This is a genomic window from Arthrobacter sp. 754 (genome assembly GCF_040548695.1).
GTDB lineage: Bacteria > Actinomycetota > Actinomycetes > Actinomycetales > Micrococcaceae > Arthrobacter.
Genome location: NZ_JBEPSC010000001.1, coordinates 1,027,698 through 1,042,984, shown reverse-complemented (window position 1 = coordinate 1,042,984; position 15,287 = coordinate 1,027,698). Strand labels below are relative to the sequence as shown.

General features: G+C 65.9%; 18 protein-coding genes. 12 read left to right on the top strand and 6 right to left on the bottom strand.

Translation table 11 applies throughout. The features are described from left to right. Positions 1 to 5: 5 nt before the first annotated feature. From ABIA70_RS04950 to purU, 5 genes are read left to right on the top strand one after another with little or no spacing between them, the layout of a single operon-like run. Positions 6 to 1,403 (top strand): L-serine ammonia-lyase, encoded by a 1,398-nt coding sequence (locus ABIA70_RS04950; RefSeq protein WP_354146444.1) that lies wholly within the window; start codon positions 6 to 8, stop codon positions 1,401 to 1,403. Between the two features lie 25 nt (positions 1,404 to 1,428). Further along, the gene (gene lipA / locus ABIA70_RS04945) at positions 1,429 to 2,439 is read left to right on the top strand and encodes a lipoyl synthase (protein ID WP_354146443.1); all 1,011 of its coding nucleotides are present in this window, start codon (positions 1,429 to 1,431) and stop codon (positions 2,437 to 2,439) included. Positions 2,440 to 2,476: 37 nt separating this feature from the next. After that, positions 2,477 to 3,355: a methylenetetrahydrofolate reductase gene (locus ABIA70_RS04940; RefSeq protein ID WP_354146442.1), complete on the top strand. Its 879-nt coding sequence runs from the start codon at positions 2,477 to 2,479 to the stop codon at positions 3,353 to 3,355. Next, positions 3,345 to 4,823, top strand: coding sequence for a D-serine/D-alanine/glycine transporter (gene cycA / locus ABIA70_RS04935; protein WP_354146441.1), 1,479 nt, complete (start codon positions 3,345 to 3,347; stop codon positions 4,821 to 4,823). The genes ABIA70_RS04940 and cycA overlap by 11 nt, the downstream gene beginning before the upstream one ends. Next, positions 4,824 to 5,678: a formyltetrahydrofolate deformylase gene (purU, locus tag ABIA70_RS04930; protein ID WP_354146440.1), complete on the top strand. Its 855-nt coding sequence runs from the start codon at positions 4,824 to 4,826 to the stop codon at positions 5,676 to 5,678. 14 nt (positions 5,679 to 5,692) lie between these two features. On the opposite strand, the gene ABIA70_RS04925 is transcribed toward purU, so the two are convergent. The 4 genes from ABIA70_RS04925 to ABIA70_RS04910 all read right to left on the bottom strand — a co-directional run bounded on the left by ABIA70_RS04925 (position 5,693) and on the right by ABIA70_RS04910 (position 8,003). Beyond that, positions 5,693 to 6,502, bottom strand: coding sequence for an ANTAR domain-containing protein (locus ABIA70_RS04925; protein ID WP_354146439.1), 810 nt, complete (start codon positions 6,500 to 6,502; stop codon positions 5,693 to 5,695). Positions 6,503 to 6,613: 111 nt separating this feature from the next. Further along, positions 6,614 to 6,994, bottom strand: coding sequence for a VOC family protein (locus ABIA70_RS04920; RefSeq protein ID WP_354146438.1), 381 nt, complete (start codon positions 6,992 to 6,994; stop codon positions 6,614 to 6,616). Between the two features lie 26 nt (positions 6,995 to 7,020). Then, the gene (locus ABIA70_RS04915; protein WP_354146437.1) at positions 7,021 to 7,755 is read right to left on the bottom strand and encodes a GAF and ANTAR domain-containing protein; all 735 of its coding nucleotides are present in this window, start codon (positions 7,753 to 7,755) and stop codon (positions 7,021 to 7,023) included. An 8-nt stretch (positions 7,756 to 7,763) separates the two neighbouring features. Next, entirely contained in the window at positions 7,764 to 8,003 is a 240-nt protein-coding gene (locus tag ABIA70_RS04910) for a hypothetical protein (RefSeq protein WP_354146436.1), read from the bottom strand. Positions 8,004 to 8,218: 215 nt separating this feature from the next. Here ABIA70_RS04910 and ABIA70_RS04905 point away from each other — a divergent pair, with 215 nt between their 5' ends. The 4 genes from ABIA70_RS04905 (at position 8,219) to ABIA70_RS04890 (ending at position 10,456) form a co-directional block, all read left to right on the top strand. Then, positions 8,219 to 8,479: an SHOCT domain-containing protein gene (locus tag ABIA70_RS04905; RefSeq protein WP_354146435.1), complete on the top strand. Its 261-nt coding sequence runs from the start codon at positions 8,219 to 8,221 to the stop codon at positions 8,477 to 8,479. Then, positions 8,479 to 9,846, top strand: coding sequence for a phenylacetate--CoA ligase family protein (locus ABIA70_RS04900; RefSeq protein WP_354146434.1), 1,368 nt, complete (start codon positions 8,479 to 8,481; stop codon positions 9,844 to 9,846). Before ABIA70_RS04905 ends, ABIA70_RS04900 begins: the two co-directional genes overlap by 1 nt. 107 nt (positions 9,847 to 9,953) lie before the next feature. Beyond that, positions 9,954 to 10,142, top strand: coding sequence for a hypothetical protein (locus ABIA70_RS04895; RefSeq protein WP_354146433.1), 189 nt, complete (start codon positions 9,954 to 9,956; stop codon positions 10,140 to 10,142). A 17-nt stretch (positions 10,143 to 10,159) separates the two neighbouring features. Continuing rightward, positions 10,160 to 10,456, top strand: coding sequence for a hypothetical protein (locus ABIA70_RS04890; RefSeq protein WP_354146594.1), 297 nt, complete (start codon positions 10,160 to 10,162; stop codon positions 10,454 to 10,456). A gap of 28 nt (positions 10,457 to 10,484) precedes the next feature. Here ABIA70_RS04890 and ABIA70_RS04885 read toward each other — a convergent pair whose 3' ends face one another. Together ABIA70_RS04885 and ABIA70_RS04880 are read right to left on the bottom strand one after the other, a co-directional pair. Next, a complete protein-coding gene (locus tag ABIA70_RS04885) occupies positions 10,485 to 10,940 on the bottom strand; it encodes a hypothetical protein (RefSeq protein ID WP_354146432.1) in 456 nt (151 codons plus the stop codon). Then, positions 10,940 to 11,197, bottom strand: a complete 258-nt coding sequence (locus ABIA70_RS04880) for a hypothetical protein (RefSeq protein WP_354146431.1) — start codon at positions 11,195 to 11,197, stop codon at positions 10,940 to 10,942. Before ABIA70_RS04880 ends, ABIA70_RS04885 begins: the two co-directional genes overlap by 1 nt. A gap of 929 nt (positions 11,198 to 12,126) precedes the next feature. Here ABIA70_RS04880 and ABIA70_RS04875 point away from each other — a divergent pair. From ABIA70_RS04875 to ABIA70_RS04865, 3 genes are all read left to right on the top strand, one after another. Continuing rightward, positions 12,127 to 12,402: a PqqD family protein gene (locus ABIA70_RS04875; protein ID WP_354146430.1), complete on the top strand. Its 276-nt coding sequence runs from the start codon at positions 12,127 to 12,129 to the stop codon at positions 12,400 to 12,402. Between the two features lie 54 nt (positions 12,403 to 12,456). Continuing rightward, positions 12,457 to 13,656 carry an ATP-binding protein gene (locus ABIA70_RS04870; RefSeq protein ID WP_354146429.1) on the top strand — a complete coding sequence of 400 codons (1,200 nt, stop codon included), beginning with the start codon at positions 12,457 to 12,459 and terminating at the stop codon, positions 13,654 to 13,656. Positions 13,657 to 13,750: 94 nt separating this feature from the next. Further along, positions 13,751 to 15,286: a tyrosine-protein kinase domain-containing protein gene (locus ABIA70_RS04865; RefSeq protein ID WP_354146428.1), complete on the top strand. Its 1,536-nt coding sequence runs from the start codon at positions 13,751 to 13,753 to the stop codon at positions 15,284 to 15,286. Position 15,287: the final 1 nt, after the last annotated feature.

Genomic DNA, 15,287 nt, shown 5'->3' with positions numbered 1-15,287 from the left:
CCTTCATGGCTGTTGGAGTCTTTGATCTCTTTTCGATCGGGATTGGGCCGTCGAGCTCGCACACGGTGGGGCCGATGCGTGCTGCTGCGGTGTTCGCCGAGGAGCTGAAGTCCTCGGGGGCGCTGGGGAACGTGGCCGGGCTGCGGGTTGACCTGTACGGGTCGCTCGCGGCCACGGGCCACGGCCACGGCACCATGACGGCCATCCTGCTGGGCCTGGAGGGGTTCCACCCGGAGAAGATCCTGCCGGCCGAGGTGGAGGAGCGGCTCGCCGCGATCTCCGAAACGGGTACCCTCCAGCTGGCAGGTTCCGTGCCGCTGCCGTACGGCGTCACGGACATCATCCTGCGTCCGCTGACCATCCTGCCGCGGCACACCAACGGCATGACGTTCACCGTCAGCGACAAGGACGGCGAGGTCCTGCACAAGGCCACGTTCTTCTCCGTCGGCGGCGGCTTCATTGTCCGGGAGGGCGAAGAGGACGCGGCCCTGAAGGAACTGGACGAGTCCAAGAAGGAACTTCCGTTGCCGTTCCGGACCGCGGCCGAACTGCTGGGCAGGTGCCAGTCCAAGGGCCTGTCCATCGGCGACGTCATGTTCGTCAACGAGCGGGCCTCCCGCTCCGAGGAGGAAATCCGCGAAGGCCTGCTGCACATCTACTCCGTCATGGAGGAATGCGTCCAGGTCTCCCTCAAGCGCGAAGGGCTGCTGCCCGGGGGACTGAAGGTGCGCCGTCGTGCGCCCGACTGGCATGAGCGGCTCGAAAAGGAAGACAAGGACCGGGACCCCAAGTACTGGCAGGAATGGGTGAACCTGATCGCCCTGGCCGTGAACGAGGAGAACGCGTCCGGCGGCCGCGTCGTCACCGCGCCCACCAACGGAGCGGCCGGGATCATCCCGGCGGTCCTCTACTATGCGCTGCACTTCGCACCGGGCATGGACAAGGCAACGCAGGAAGACCGCGACGACGTCGTGGTCAAGTTCCTGCTCACCGCAGCCGCCATCGGGGTGCTGTACAAGGAACAGGCGTCCATCTCGGGTGCCGAGGTGGGCTGCCAGGGCGAGGTGGGATCGGCGTCGTCGATGGCGGCCGGAGCCCTCGCCGAGGTCATGGGCGGCACCCCGCAGCAGGTGGAAAACGCCGCGGAGATCGCGATGGAACACAACCTGGGCCTGACGTGCGATCCGATCGGCGGCCTGGTCCAGGTCCCGTGCATCGAACGGAACGCGATCGCCGCGGCCAAGGCCATCAACGCCGCCAAGATGGCGCTCTGGGGCGACGGGACACACCGGGTATCGCTGGACGAGGTCATTGTGACCATGCGCGAAACCGGCAAGGACATGTCCTCCAAATACAAGGAAACGGCCATGGGCGGCCTCGCCGTCAATGTGGTCGAATGCTAGCCGCAATGCTAAGGGAAGAGAACAAATGACACTGGCACCAGAAGGCCGCAAGCTGCTCCGGGTTGAGCAGCGGAACTCTGCGGTTCCCGTGGAGCGGAAGCCGGAGTGGATCAAGGCGAAGGTCCAGATGGGCCCGGAGTACGTCCAGCTGAAGAACCTGGTCAAGAAGGAAGGCCTGCACACGGTGTGTGAGGAGGCCGGCTGTCCCAACATTTTCGAGTGCTGGGAGGACAAGGAGGCCACGTTCCTGATCGGCGGGTCCGAGTGCACCCGGCGCTGTGATTTCTGCCAGATCGATACCGGCAAGCCCTCCCCGGTGGACATGTTCGAACCCACGAAGGTGGCCCGCTCGGTCCAGGCCATGCAGCTGCGCTACGCCACCGTGACCGGGGTGGCCCGGGATGACCTGGCCGATGAGGGTGTGTGGCTGTATGCGGAAACGGTGCGGAAGATCCACGAGCTGAACCCGGGCACCGGTGTGGAGCTGCTGATCCCTGACTTCTCCGGCAAACCCGAGCACATCGCGGCGATCTGCGATTCCAAGCCCGAGGTCTTCGCGCACAACGTCGAGACGGTGCCGAGGATTTTCAAGCGGATCCGGCCGGCGTTCCGGTATGAGCGGTCCCTCGACGTCATCACCCAAGGACGCAACCTGGGCATGGTGACCAAGTCCAACCTGATCCTGGGCATGGGCGAGACCCGCGAGGAAATCTCCGAAGCCCTGAAGGACCTGCATGAGGCCGGGTGTGACCTGATCACCATCACCCAGTACCTGCGCCCGTCCGAACGGCACCTGCCGGTGGACCGCTGGGTCAAGCCGCAGGAATTCGTGGACCTCCAGGACGAGGCCACCGAGCTCGGCTTCCTCGGCGTCATGAGTGGTCCCCTGGTCCGGTCCTCGTACCGCGCCGGCCGTCTCTGGGCCACCGCGATGCGCAAGAAGGGCTGGGAAATCCCCGCCCACCTCGCCCACATCGAGTCCTCCGGCAGCACCCGCCAGGAAGCCAGCTCACTGCTCGCAGCCCGGGCCAGCTGACCGGCCGCCAAGAATCGATACCCAGAAAGGACCGAAGATGTTCCCTACGAGAATCGAAATCGTCCCGTCAGCCGGGATCGTTGACCAGGTCCGGAACCATGTCCCGCTGACCACCACGCTGACCGTGACATGCCTGGCCCACCACGGCATCGAGCGGACCATGCGCGCCGCGGTGGAGCTGGGCGAGCTCGGCTACAGCGTCATCCCGCACCTCGCGGCGCGCAGCATCCACGACAGGGCCGAGCTGACGCGGATCATGCGCGAATGCGACGCGGCCGGCATCCGCGAAGTGTTTGTGATCGGCGGCGACCGGAAGCAGCCGGCAGGTTCCTACGAACACGCCCTGCCGCTGCTTGAGGACATCGCGCAGTACACCGGCGGCCGGATGCGTGCCGGCGTCGCGGGTTACCCGGAAGGGCATCCGAAGGTGCAGGCACTGGACCTGCTGGACGCACTGCTCACCAAACAGCACCTGGCCACGTCCATCGTCACCCAGATGTGCTTCGCCGCGCCCAAAATCACCGACTACGCGGCGCTCCTGCGCCGTGAAGGCGTGACGCTGCCCGTCTGGGCCGGCCTGGCGGGGTCAGTCCCGCGGACCAAACTGGTCTCGCTGGCCACGCAGATCGGCGTCGGAAGTTCCCTGAAGTTCCTCAGCAGGAAAGGCCCGCTGGCGCGCAAGCTGCTCAGCGGTGACCGCTACTCGCCCGCCAGCCTGGTGACCGAGCTTGAAAGCGCCAATCTTGAAACCGCCAATCTTGAAACCGGCAATCCAAACACCCACACCGGCAACATCGCCGGCATCCATCTTTACAGCTTCAACAACCTCGATGCGGTCCCCAACGAAGCGGGCCCCGCGTCATCCCCAGCAGCACTCCAGCCAGCATTGATTCGAGGAGCAGCACGTGAGCAGTAAAACCGTCACCACCCCCCAAACCCCCCATCTTGAACGCCAGCTCAGCAACCGGCACATCCAGCTGATCGCCATTGGCGGCGCCATCGGCACGGGCCTGTTCATGGGCTCCGGCAAAACCATCTCCGCGGCCGGCCCGTCCGTCATCTTCGTCTACATGATCATCGGCTTCATGCTGTTCTTCGTCATGCGGGCCATGGGCGAACTGCTCCTGTCCAACCTTCATTACAAGTCCTTCAGCGACTTCGCCGCCGACCTGCTGGGCCCCTGGGCTGGCTTCTTCACCGGCTGGACCTACTGGTTCTGCTGGGTGATCACCGGCATCGCGGACGTCATCGCGATCGCCGGCTACTCCGAGGAACTCTGGCCGGGGCTGCCCCTGTGGATCCCGGGCCTGGTCACCGTGGGGATCCTGCTGCTCCTGAACCTCGCCACGGTGCGGGCGTTCGGTGAGACCGAGTTCTGGTTCGCGCTGATCAAGATCATTGCCATTGCGGCGCTGATCATCGTGGGCCTGTTCATGATCTTCAGCGGTTTCCAGTCCGACGCCGGCCCTGCCACCTTCTCGAACCTGTGGAGCCACGGCGGATTCTTCCCGAACGAGTTCATGGGCTTTGTGGCCGGCTTCCAGATCGCCGTGTTCGCCTTTGTGGGCATCGAGCTGGTGGGCACCACGGCCGCCGAGGCCAAGGACCCGGAGAAGAACCTGCCCAAGGCCATCAACTCCATCCCCATCCGCGTCCTGCTCTTCTACGTCGGCGCCCTCATCATCCTGATGTCCGTCACGCCCTGGACCCAGTTCCAGGCCGGCCACAGCCCGTTCATCGCCATGTTTTCCCTGGCCGGCCTCGGCGCCGCAGCCACCGTGGTGAACCTGGTAGTCCTCAGCTCGGCCATGTCCTCGGCCAACTCGGGCATCTACTCCACCTCCCGGATGGTCTACGGCCTGGCCCAGGAAGGCGACGCCCCCACCATGTTCAGCCGCCTGTCCCGCCGCAAGGTCCCGCAGAACGCCCTGTTCCTCTCCTGCGTCCTGCTGCTCTCCGGCGTCATCCTGATGTACGCGGGTTCGGACATCGGCAAGGCCTTCGACATGGTGACCACCGTCTCCGCCGTCTGCTTCGTCTTTGTCTGGTCCATCATCCTGGCCAGCTACCTCAAGTTCCGGACCCGCCGCCCGCACCTCCACGAGGCGTCAAAGTACAAGATGCCCGGTGGCATCCCCATGGTCTGGCTGGTGTTCGCGTTCTTCGCCTTTGTGCTCTGGGCGCTGACCACGCAGCCGGATACGCTCCTGGCACTGCTGGTCACGCCGCTCTGGTTCATCGTGCTCGGCGCAGCCTGGTTCATCATCCGCCGCCGCCCGTCGCACCTGGCCCGGTACGCCGAGTTCCAGCGGGACCTGGCCGGCGAGAAGGTGGTGGCCGAGGAGAAGGCCGCCGCCCACGAGGAAGCCCTCCGGGGGAACTAAGTGGCAACCGAACACGTCCTGACCGTCAACTGTGCCGAGTCCCCGGGCATCGTCCACGCCGTGACCGGGTACCTGCTGGACCACGGCTGCGACATCATCGACACCAAGCACTTCGGTGACCGCCAGGCCCGGCAGTTCTTCATGCGCATCCACTTCGAATCCGGGGCCAAGGAGTTCAGCACCGACGAGCTGCGCCGGGACTTCACGCCGCTGGCCGGGACCTGGGCCATGAACTGGCAGCTGGAACCGCACGGCCGCAAGCGCCGGGTGCTGGTGATGGTCTCCAGGTTCGGGCACTGCCTGAACGACCTGTTGTTCCGGGCCCGCACGGGCGATCTCCCGGTGGACATCGTGGCCGTGGTCTCCAACCACACGGACCACGAGGAACTGGTCAAATGGCACAACATCCCGTTCTTCCACCTGCCGGTCACCAAGGAGACCAAGCCGGCGCAGGAGGCGCGGCTGCTGGAGCTGGTGGACGAGTTCGACGTCGAACTGGTGGTCCTGGCCCGCTACATGCAGGTCCTCAGCGATGAACTCTCAGCGCAGCTGACGGGCCGGACCATCAACATCCACCACTCGTTCCTGCCCAGCTTCAAGGGCGCGAAGCCGTACCACCAGGCCTACGACCGCGGCGTGAAGACCGTGGGCGCCACGGCGCACTACGTCAACGCCGAGCTGGATGAGGGACCGATCATCGCCCAGCAGGTCATCGAGGTGGACCACACCCACACGGCGGAGGACCTGGTGCGGGTGGGCCGCGATGCGGAGTGCAAGGCGCTGAGCAACGCGGTCCGCTGGCACTGTGAGGGCAGGGTCATGCTCGACGGCGGCAGGACAGTCATTCTGCGCTGACACTTCCCGCTGCCTCAGGCCTCCTGCATCACTGCGGGCTCGTCGTCGTGCGTGGCCGCATCGGTGTCCGCGCCGGAAACCGCGAGCATGGCCAGGATACTGCCCGAAGCCGGCGCCCCGCCGGCCAGTGAAAGAATGATGCCTTGCGCCACCGCGCGGATGGCGAGGTCCCTGCTTCTTGCCGCCTGGGTGAGGGCACCAAGCGCGTCGTCGTAGGAGCACTGGTCCTGCACCATGATCACGCCGCAGGCGGTGTCAACCTCCTGGCGGCTTGCCAGGGCGGTGCGCAGTTCCGCGGAGAGGACCAGGTCCGCCCTGATCTGCAGGGACAGTGCGAGGCTCTTGGCCGCCACATCGGAGAAGGCCAGCAGCCGCGCGGCGACGGCCGGGGTGAACACGTTCCCCGCGACGGCGTAGAACGTCAGGGCAGCACGGTAACCACGCTTAAGTTCCAACGGTACTGCGACGGCGGAGCGGAAGCCGGCGGTCCTCAGGCCCGCCACATAGCCGGGCCAGCGGGAGTCCTTGCAGTGATCATTGAGGATGATGGACAACTCGCCGTTCAGAGCCCGGGCGGAGGGTCCCAGCCCGGTGCGCTGGTCCCATCGCGAAAGGTCGCCGGCGCCGTCGTGAGTTGCCGCGGTGCAGGGCGCGGCTTCCGGCCGCAGAAGGGCAACGGTGCTCTCCACGGGCGATCCGGTAAGATCGCTGGCCATCGCGGCCGCGAGCTTGGCAAGCGAGTACGCCAAGGCGGCCTCGGAGTGCCCGCGGATGCTCAGCAGGGCACCTGAGCCGCGCCAATTCATCTGAGTTTCAGTTTGCATGGTCCAACCCCCAGAGTCGGTATCCAATTATTGTATGAATCCCGTCAAGGGCGCACCCGAGTAGTGAGTACTCGCTTTTTGAAGCGGCCATGGAAGGGCCTGGAACAGGGGTTACGCCGAATCGCCCTTCGGCGGGATCTCCTGGATGACCCACCGGTTGCCGTCCGGATCGCTGAAGTAGGCGAACATGAACCCGCCCAGGTCCTGCGGCTCGCTGACGGGGGCGCCGCGGCCAACCAGTTCGCTGTGTGCCTCCGCCATGTCCGGCACCACCAGCTGGAGGCCCTCAAGGCTGCCCGGCACCATGCTGTTCATGCCGGTGCCGATGACGATCGAGGTTGCAGATCCGGGCGGGGTGAGCTGGACGACGCGCATCCCGGGGATGTGTTCGACGTCGTGGTCGAGCACGAAGCCGAGCTGGTCGGTGTAGAAGGCCTTGGCGCGGTCGACGTCGGTGACAGGCACCTGCACAACTTCAAGTCGGAGTTCCATGCCGTCAATCTACGGCACTGAAGCGACTATTTGTCGAAGTAGGTGGCCGGCTCTTCGCCTGAGACCTTCAGGACCATTTCCTCGGCGACGTCCCGGAGCTTCTGGTTCCGGTGGCTGGAGACCTTGATGAGGATTTCCATGGCTTCGGCCTGGCTGCAGCGGTTCTGGCCCATCACGATGCCGCAGGCGAGGTTGATGGCCGTGCGGCTCGACATTGCCGCAGCCAGGTTATCCGCAGCGCCCTCGGCGGTGCCGATCCGGACGGCCAGGCGCACGGCCCGGCCGGCGACGTCGGCGAACCGGGCCGCCTCAGTGATGGTTTCCTCGGAAAACGAGTTGACGGCGGGCGCGAAGAAGTTCAGGGCAGCGCTGGCGTCTTCATTGAGCTGCATGGGCACGCCGAGGACGCTGAAGCAGCCTTCCTCCATCAGTGCCTTCTGGTAGCCGGGCCAGCGCGGATCGGTGCGGGCGTCGGCCATCAGGACCGGCTTCTTCACTTTCAAGGCCAGGATGCACGGGCCGTCGCCCACCCGCTGTTCGATCTTGTCCAGGTGGATGGCGCGCGGAGTGCTTCCGCCTACCGTCGCGGTTTTCTTGCCGTGCTTGAGCGTTACGCCGCACTCGATTTCGGCTCCTGCGGACCGGCTGATCGCGGAGGACGCGATGGCGGAGAGCCCGCCAAGGAAGTCCGCCACGGTATCCGTGCCGATAATCAGGTCCTGCAGCTCAACGATCAGCTCATGCTCAGGCGAAACAGTCATGCCCCATTCTAGGCCGAACCCGGAACGGCCATCTTCTGGACGGCAGCCGGATCCTGGGTGATCACGATGTCCAGGGCCTCGGGGTCCAGCAGCTTACGCGTGCCGGTCCTTGCGTCCCTGATCCAGATCAGTTCCAGTGAAGGTACGACGTCGGTGACCCGGCCTCGGTGGAAAAGCTTGCCGTTGTGCCACGCCTCGATGTAGTCGCCGGGCTGGAGTTTTACCTTTTGTGCCTGCTGTGTGCTCATGCTGTGCCCCCTGCTGATGATGTCCCCGTAGTCACAGCATGCCCCGGGCAGGTTGCCGGAGTGTTTCAGCGCGGTGATTTTTCCGTGTCGGCTTCGGGTGGCTCCCGCGCTGCCCGGACCCTGCCGGTGCGGGGACTAAAGACTCTGACGCCGGAGGCCGGCCGGGACGAAAGTGGATCCAGGGGCTGGGGCAGTCCGGCAGCGAGGAACGAGTCATGATGTTTTGGGACGGGCATATGGGCGGCTGGGGATACGTCCTGATGTGGGTGAGCTTCGTGTTGTTCTGGGGTGCCGTTATTGTTGGCCTCGTCCTCTTGGCCCGGTCCACGGGAGGGGGGAACCGCCGTCCTGACATGGGCGGGCCCCGCTCCCGCTTTGCAGAGGACCTCCTTGCCGAACGTTTTGCCCGCGGTGAAATCGATGAGAACGAGTACACCGCACGCCTCGCCGCGCTCCGCCGGGGCCGCGAAACGTGATGGACCTCCGGCTTGTCTCCCGGGTTCTGTTCCTGCGGGCGGCCTGGCGCAGACGGGACCGTTGGGATGCCGCCCGGATCGCCCAACACCAGGACCAGGCCCTGCAGGAGCTGCGCCGGGCAGCCTATGCCGGCTCGGAGTTCTACCGCCGCCATCACGCCGGACTGTACGGCGCACCCCTGGGTCAGCTGCCGCCCGTGACGAAGGCGGACCTGATGGACCACTTCGACGAGGCAGTCACCGCACCGGACCTGCGGTTGGCCGATCTGGAGAAGCACTTGCATGCCCTGGTTGAGCGCGGGGGAGACCCGGGGGTGCCGTGGAAGGGCCGCTGGTGGGCTGCGGCCACGGCAGGGACCACGGGCCAGCGCGGAACTTTCGTCTGGGACCGCGGTGAATGGGCGACTGTCCTGGCCTCCTATGCCAGGGCGAACGACTGGGCCGGGATTCCCGCGGGGCCAGCCCACCTCCCGAAGGTGGCCCTGGTCAGCACCCTCGTCCCTACCCACCAGTCAGCGGTCCTGGGCGCATCCCTCCGCTCCAGGCTCGTCCCCACGCTCCGCCTGGACGTTACCGCACCCTTGGCGGAGACGGTGGCCGCGCTCAACCGGTTCCAGCCCAGGGTGCTGGTGGGCTACGCCTCAGCCCTGGAACCGCTCACGGCGGAGCAGCGAGCCGGGCGGCTGCACATCTCTCCGCAGGGGGTCATGTCAGCCTCCGAAGTGCTCAGCCCCCACGCGGCGGCCGAGCTCGAGGCGGCGTGGGGAAGCGTTCCTTTCGATGTGTACGCGGCCACCGAAACGGCCGGAATCGCCTCCCCCTGCACCTACCGGAACAGCCACGTCTATGAGGACCTCCTGATCGTCGAACCCGTGGATCACGCCGGGAACGCCGTGCCGCCGGGGACAACCGGGGCAAAGGTCCTCGCCACCGTGTTGTTTTCGCGGACCCTGCCGCTGATCCGCTACGAAATGTCCGACACCGTGCGGCTGGGCGGTCGGGGTTGCCCCTGCGGACGCTCCTTTGCCCTCCTGGAGGACATCGAAGGCCGGATGGAAGATGTCCTGCACCTGCCGGGCAAAAGTGGCAGCGTGGATGTCCATCCGAACGTGTTCCACGATGTCCTGGACCAGGCGGCCCACGCAGGCTGGCAGGTCATCCAGGAAGCCGCCGGCCTGCGGGTGCTCCTGGCCGGACTCGCGCCCGGCGGGTCGGTGGAGCAGGTGAGGGCCGCGGTGGTTGAAGCCCTCACCAAGGCAGGCGTGCTGCAGACCGCAGTGGACGTGCACCTGGTGGACCGGCTTGAACGGACACCCCTCGGCAAAGCGCCGCTGGTGCGTGGCCTGAAGAAAAACTATCGTGGCTGACCAGGCGTCCCGGCGGTAGAATTCAAGCGGCCGTCGTCGGGCCGCCCCTCGCAAAGGCCTGGCCCTAGGGACTGGACGAAATCATGCTCAGGAAGCTGCTTTGTACGTTGAACGTAGGGCATCACTGGCTGGCCGAATCAGATGCAGACGGCAACTTCCGCCGGCACTGCATCCACTGCGGAAAGTACTACCGCCGCAGCGCCACGGTGGGTGGACGCGAGCGCAGCGGCAGCCATCCGCCCGACCCTAACGACGGCATGCACGACGGCACCTATCCCGCCCCGCCCTTCTCGTAGGAACACCGGTGGTCCTCATGCCTGAACGTCACATCATGGTGCAACGCCGCATGTCTGCGTCCCCGCGTTCCGTGTGGGCCCTATACGCCGACACAAAAAATCAGCCGAGTGCATTGGTGCCGTTCAAGCAGGCCGAGTCAATGCTCACGCTCGAGCCCGACGACCACGGCACGTTAGCCACGTTCAGCTACCGATACGTACCCCGGGGTGGCCTGATCGGCCGTGTCACCGGCCCATTGATCGACAGGATGCTGACGGCCACCTTTACGAATATGCTCGCCTCCACCGATGAGGCCGCCCAAGCGAACGGGTAGCGAACGCGGCGGGACGGAGCCGGCATTCTTAGCTCGCGGCCTTGGCCCGCCGGTCGGGGATCTCCATCTGGAAGCCGCAGCGGCAGCGGAGGACCCGGGTGGCCAGGTAGACGCTCAGCGCCTCCGGTATCAGCCGGTCGGAGTAGCTGCCATGGACGCTGCGCAGTTCGCTGCCCACAGTGTTCATGGGCTGGCCGCAGTGGATGTAGTGGCCCCCGCAAGCCAGCACTCCTGAAGGGGTGCCCGGCCGGTCCAGGATCCGGGCCACGTCCGCAACGTCGGTGTCCTGGGTGGTGGGAACGCCGCACTCCGTGCAGGAGAAGGTGACCGCCACCATGAACGGGGAACCCGCGAAGGGTGAGCCGGCGTCGAGCGCGTCTATGGAGGTGATTTCGAGCTTATCGACGTTCCCGCACTTCGAGCACCTCAGCGGGTCCGACGCCGGCGCCTGCCAGGTGGCGTCGTCGTCGTGCCTGACGGTCATCAGGCCACGGCCGGGTAGCTGGCCAGGATGTATTCGGCGGCGGCCGGACCGTGCATCATGAGTTTGCTGTCATTGATGTCGATCCCGCACCGGTCCATGGCGGTGCGGAACGCCGCGTCGGAATGGGGCTGCAGATCGTTCAGGAGGCACCAGCTGACGTACAGCCCGTACAGGCAGTCGGGCCCCAGGGGGCAGTCGCTGGTGGGGTCGAGAATGGTGGCTTCATCAAGGAAACGCTGGTAGTGCGAGGTGGACATTGTGGCTCATTCCATGCCTGCATCCTGTGCCGCCGCGATGCTACAGCAGCTTCCCGCGGTCTATGCAGAAGGACCGGGTAAGGGGCCGTAAATCGGTCTGGCCCACTGATTGAATCTACGCCCGAGGGCCGCCGCTTGTACAGAGTCCGGCTGGGCAGGGTCATTGGCGCGTAGGAGAGCCCCCGCTCCGGGACCCTCCCCTTGACAGTAGAACCTCAAGGGCCTACCTAGCGGATATTGACCCAATCTTGCAACCAGGTTGACTGATCCTTAAGCCGCGTTGGCAAGAGTAGGCACAGCCGGGAAAACACGGCCAAAGCACGCTGCTCGCCCAACAGGGCCGACTGCAGTTGAAACGATACGGGGTCGCAATTGTCTGAGGTTCTGAACGCAGAGGTCACAAGCAGCGAAGAGGCGGGTTTCAGCCGCCGCAGGGTTGTTAAGGGTGTGGCCTGGTCGGTTCCGGTTATCGTTACCGCCATTGCGGTTCCGCCCGCATCGGCGTCACCAGGCCCGGTCTCCGTAACTATGGGGGCGAATGGCAATATCACTATTTCCAAAGACCAAGGTCAAGGTCTAAGCCGAGCGGGTTTTGGTCCTTCAACCCTTACTGTCCAGAACACGTCGGGGTCCCCGGTAACTGGAACAATAGGCATTATTCCCAGCGTCAACACCGGGACGGTGAGGTCGGGCATAGCCATCAGGGCCGTCGGTCCGGTGGGTACCGCCACCGTTGACCCAACCAGTTACATCTCGACAGCGACCCTGACAATCTCGGCTGGCCAATCGGCGACAACTTCGATTTCCTTCTACTACGTCGATGGCAAGGGCAGCAACGCGCCAACAACTGGTCAACAGTACACATTCGCGATGACGATCACAGTGGGTTCCCTCGTCGTTACTGTCCCCGGCATCACCATGAACGTCTGATGATCTGGCACCGCTCAACCCACGTCGCCCAAGTCCGTACCCACTCAGCCAGCCGGGTTGCCCTTCTTCACCTGGACGCAACCCAGCCGGTGGTCCTCGAAGGCACGGCTGCAACCATCTGGGAACTGATCGACGGCCGCCGAGACCAGGCAGACATCATTGCCGAACTGGAAGCCGTTTTCGAGGATGCTGCCGGCCAGTTGGTGCGCCAGGTCGAGGCATTCCTGGCCAGCCTGGAAGCCCAGCGCCTGATTGAGCCCGCCCGAATCAAGTAGGTCGGCAGCAGCAATAGCAACTTCACACTACGAGCGCCAGATCCGGGGGGATTCATGAGCTTCGGAAACACACAGGTCGCGTGGGCGCCCCGGCAGTTCGAAGAACCCCGCGGCGGGGATCTGCTGCACCTCGACGTTTTGGGAGTGCAGTTCGCCGTCCGCTGGGGCCGCGAGGTCACCTGGGAACACCGCGAGGGTATGCGCTCGGCCTGGGTGCGCTGTGCCAGCATTGGGGAGCCCTTGGCTCCGCCGCTGCCGAACGAAGCCACGGACACCCAGCCGTTCACTGCTTCCGTCACGTATCAGTCCCCAACGCACGACGGCGGCACCTTCCTCCTTCAGGCCGCCTCCTTTGAGGAGCTGGCTGAGAGCCTCACCTCCCGGCTCACCGTCGCGGCCATCCTGGCCAACGCGGGGGAGTTCACGATGCTCCACGCCTGCGGAGTAGCGGATCCGGTGACGGGGGCTGTGGTTGCCTTGGTGGCAAGGTCGGGAACCGGCAAGACCACCGCAGCCTCGCTGCTGGCCAGGACCTACGGTTACGTCACTGACGAGACAGTCGCCATCCGGCCCGACGGCTCGGTGGTTCCCTACCCCAAGCCGCTGTCCGTGAAGCAGCGTCCCGGCGGGCCCAAGCTTCAGGTGGGACCGGACGTCCTCGGCCTACAGCCTGCCCCCGCCCAGCCCTTCATCCGGTCCATCGTGCTGCTGGACCGGGTCGAAGCAGGCCACGTCCCGCCAACCCTGACCAAAGTGCCGCTGGCCGACGCGGTGCTCGCCCTGATCCCGGATTCGTCCTCGCAGGGTGAGATCGCGGAGCCGCTGCAGTCGCTCTGCCGTCTGATCGACAGCGTCGGGGGAGCCTGGAAGATGACCTACTCCGAAGCCGCCGATCTGCCCGAGGCTCTGGCCCCGCTGTTCCGGAAGCAGCCCTGGTCGGAGCGCGAATGGGAAGCCGCCGCCACCGGACCAGAAGAACCCGGAAGCATCCCGGAAGGCCACCTCCGGCGGGCAGCACCAAAGGACGCCATCACCATCAACGGCGACCTGCTGCTGATGCTGGAAGACCAGATCGTGCGGCTGGGCGGGATCGGCCCGGCCATCTGGGACGCCACCAAAAACGCAGTAACGCCGCACCAACTCGCAGAAGAGGTCGGCAAAGTGCACGGCACGCCGGAAGGCTACCGGGACGCCGTCGCCACCGCCGTCGGACAGCTCGTCGAGAAAGAAGTTTTGAAGCAGGGCGGCACATAACCGCCCATCGCGTGGGGGACCACTCGAAGCAATGACCCGGCAACGCAGACCGGGCCGAAGACACACGAACTTGGATTGAGTGGAAGGAACCACCTTGAGCGTCACCACAGCCACCCCCGGGGAAGCGCCCGCCGGCCTGGACTTATCGGACTACCTCCGCGTGGTCAGGACGTACTGGAAGGCCATCACCGCCTTCACCCTGCTGGCCACGCTGGCGGCGTTCGGCTGGACCGTCCTCCAGCCCAAGATCTACTCCTCCGATTCCAGCGGGATTGTGGTGACGCCGGGCTCGGACAACGTAAGCCTCGCCCTAGCCGGCGACAGCCTGGCGAAGGCGAAGGTCAAGAACTACGAGTCCGTGGCCAAGTCGCGGCTCGTGGCGGACCGCGTCATCGCCGCCCTGGAACTGAAAACCTCTGCCGACGCCCTGCTCGGCACCATCACCGTCAAGGTCCCGCTGGACACCGCCGAGATCCGCGTGACCGCCCAGTCGCCAGACCCGGCCACCGCACAGCGCGTGGCCGACGCCTGGGTCAACGGCCTCGCCGCCCAGGTGGAGGCGATCGAAACAGCACCCCCCGCCGAGACGGCTGTTGGGCCCGGCACCGCTGCAACGCCCGACGCCGGCGCTACAGCCGCCGTCCCGGCGTCGGCTGTTCGGGTGCTCCCGTTGGGCAAAGCAGTCCTTCCCACCAGCCCCGTCTCACCCAACGTCAAACTCACCCTGGCGCTCGGGGCCCTCGTGGGCCTGGCCCTAGGTGTCGCCTATGCCCTGGTCCGGAGGCACCTGGACCGGCGCCTCCGCAACGCCGCGGAAATCGAGCGGCTGTTTGCGGTTCCCGTGATCGGCACCCTGCCTGTGGACCACCGCCTGAACGAGAGAAGCACCGTCCTGGACGCCGGCACCGCAGCGGAAGTCCACGACGCCGGCGGAGCGATGGCCGAGGCCCTCCGGGAGCTGCGCACCAACCTCAGCTTCCTCGACGTGGACCAGCCGCCGCGGATCATCGTGGTCACCAGCTCGGTCCAGGCGGAAGGCAAATCGACTGTCACGGCCAATCTGGCGGTCACCATGGCGGCCGCCGGCGAGAACGTTGTAGTGGTCGACGGCGACCTCCGCCGCCCCACCCTGGTGGACGTTTTCAACCTGGTTCCGGGAGTCGGCGTCACCGACGTCCTCACCGGCACCGCCGAACTCGCGGACGTCCTCCAGCCCTGGGGCGCCCTGCCCAACCTCTCGGTCCTCGGCTCCGGCCGCATTCCGCCGAACCCCAGCGAACTCTTGGGGTCCAAGGCCATGAAGAACATGCTCAACGCCCTGGCGGAGAATGCCATCGTCCTGATCGACGCTCCGCCGCTGCTTCCCGTGACGGATGCCGCCGTCCTTTCCCGCGCGGCCGACGGAGCCATCGTGGTGATCCGGACCGGCAGGACCACCCAGGAGCAGCTGGCGCAGTCCCTGGGGAACCTGGACAAGGTCAAGGGCCGGATCCTGGGCGCCGTCCTGAACTACGTGCCCACCCGCGGAACAGACGCCTACTCCTACTACGGCACGTACACCTCAGCGCCCGGTCCAAGCCCTGAGGCAGTGCCCGAGCTTGCGGGCACCCGCCGCCGGGCACGAGCCTAAG

Coding starts and splice junctions, on each gene's coding strand:
- ABIA70_RS04950 (WP_354146444.1), top strand. CDS start 6: ATGGCTGTTGGAGTCTTTGATCTCTTTTCGATCGGGATTGGGCCGTCG.
- lipA (WP_354146443.1), top strand. CDS start 1,429: ATGACACTGGCACCAGAAGGCCGCAAGCTGCTCCGGGTTGAGCAGCGG.
- ABIA70_RS04940 (WP_354146442.1), top strand. CDS start 2,477: ATGTTCCCTACGAGAATCGAAATCGTCCCGTCAGCCGGGATCGTTGAC.
- ABIA70_RS04925 (WP_354146439.1), bottom strand. CDS start 6,502: ATGCAAACTGAAACTCAGATGAATTGGCGCGGCTCAGGTGCCCTGCTG.
- ABIA70_RS04920 (WP_354146438.1), bottom strand. CDS start 6,994: ATGGAACTCCGACTTGAAGTTGTGCAGGTGCCTGTCACCGACGTCGAC.
- ABIA70_RS04915 (WP_354146437.1), bottom strand. CDS start 7,755: ATGACTGTTTCGCCTGAGCATGAGCTGATCGTTGAGCTGCAGGACCTG.
- ABIA70_RS04910 (WP_354146436.1), bottom strand. CDS start 8,003: ATGAGCACACAGCAGGCACAAAAGGTAAAACTCCAGCCCGGCGACTAC.
- ABIA70_RS04905 (WP_354146435.1), top strand. CDS start 8,219: ATGATGTTTTGGGACGGGCATATGGGCGGCTGGGGATACGTCCTGATG.
- ABIA70_RS04900 (WP_354146434.1), top strand. CDS start 8,479: ATGGACCTCCGGCTTGTCTCCCGGGTTCTGTTCCTGCGGGCGGCCTGG.
- ABIA70_RS04890 (WP_354146594.1), top strand. CDS start 10,160: ATGCCTGAACGTCACATCATGGTGCAACGCCGCATGTCTGCGTCCCCG.
- ABIA70_RS04885 (WP_354146432.1), bottom strand. CDS start 10,940: ATGACCGTCAGGCACGACGACGACGCCACCTGGCAGGCGCCGGCGTCG.
- ABIA70_RS04880 (WP_354146431.1), bottom strand. CDS start 11,197: ATGTCCACCTCGCACTACCAGCGTTTCCTTGATGAAGCCACCATTCTC.
- ABIA70_RS04875 (WP_354146430.1), top strand. CDS start 12,127: ATGATCTGGCACCGCTCAACCCACGTCGCCCAAGTCCGTACCCACTCA.
- ABIA70_RS04870 (WP_354146429.1), top strand. CDS start 12,457: ATGAGCTTCGGAAACACACAGGTCGCGTGGGCGCCCCGGCAGTTCGAA.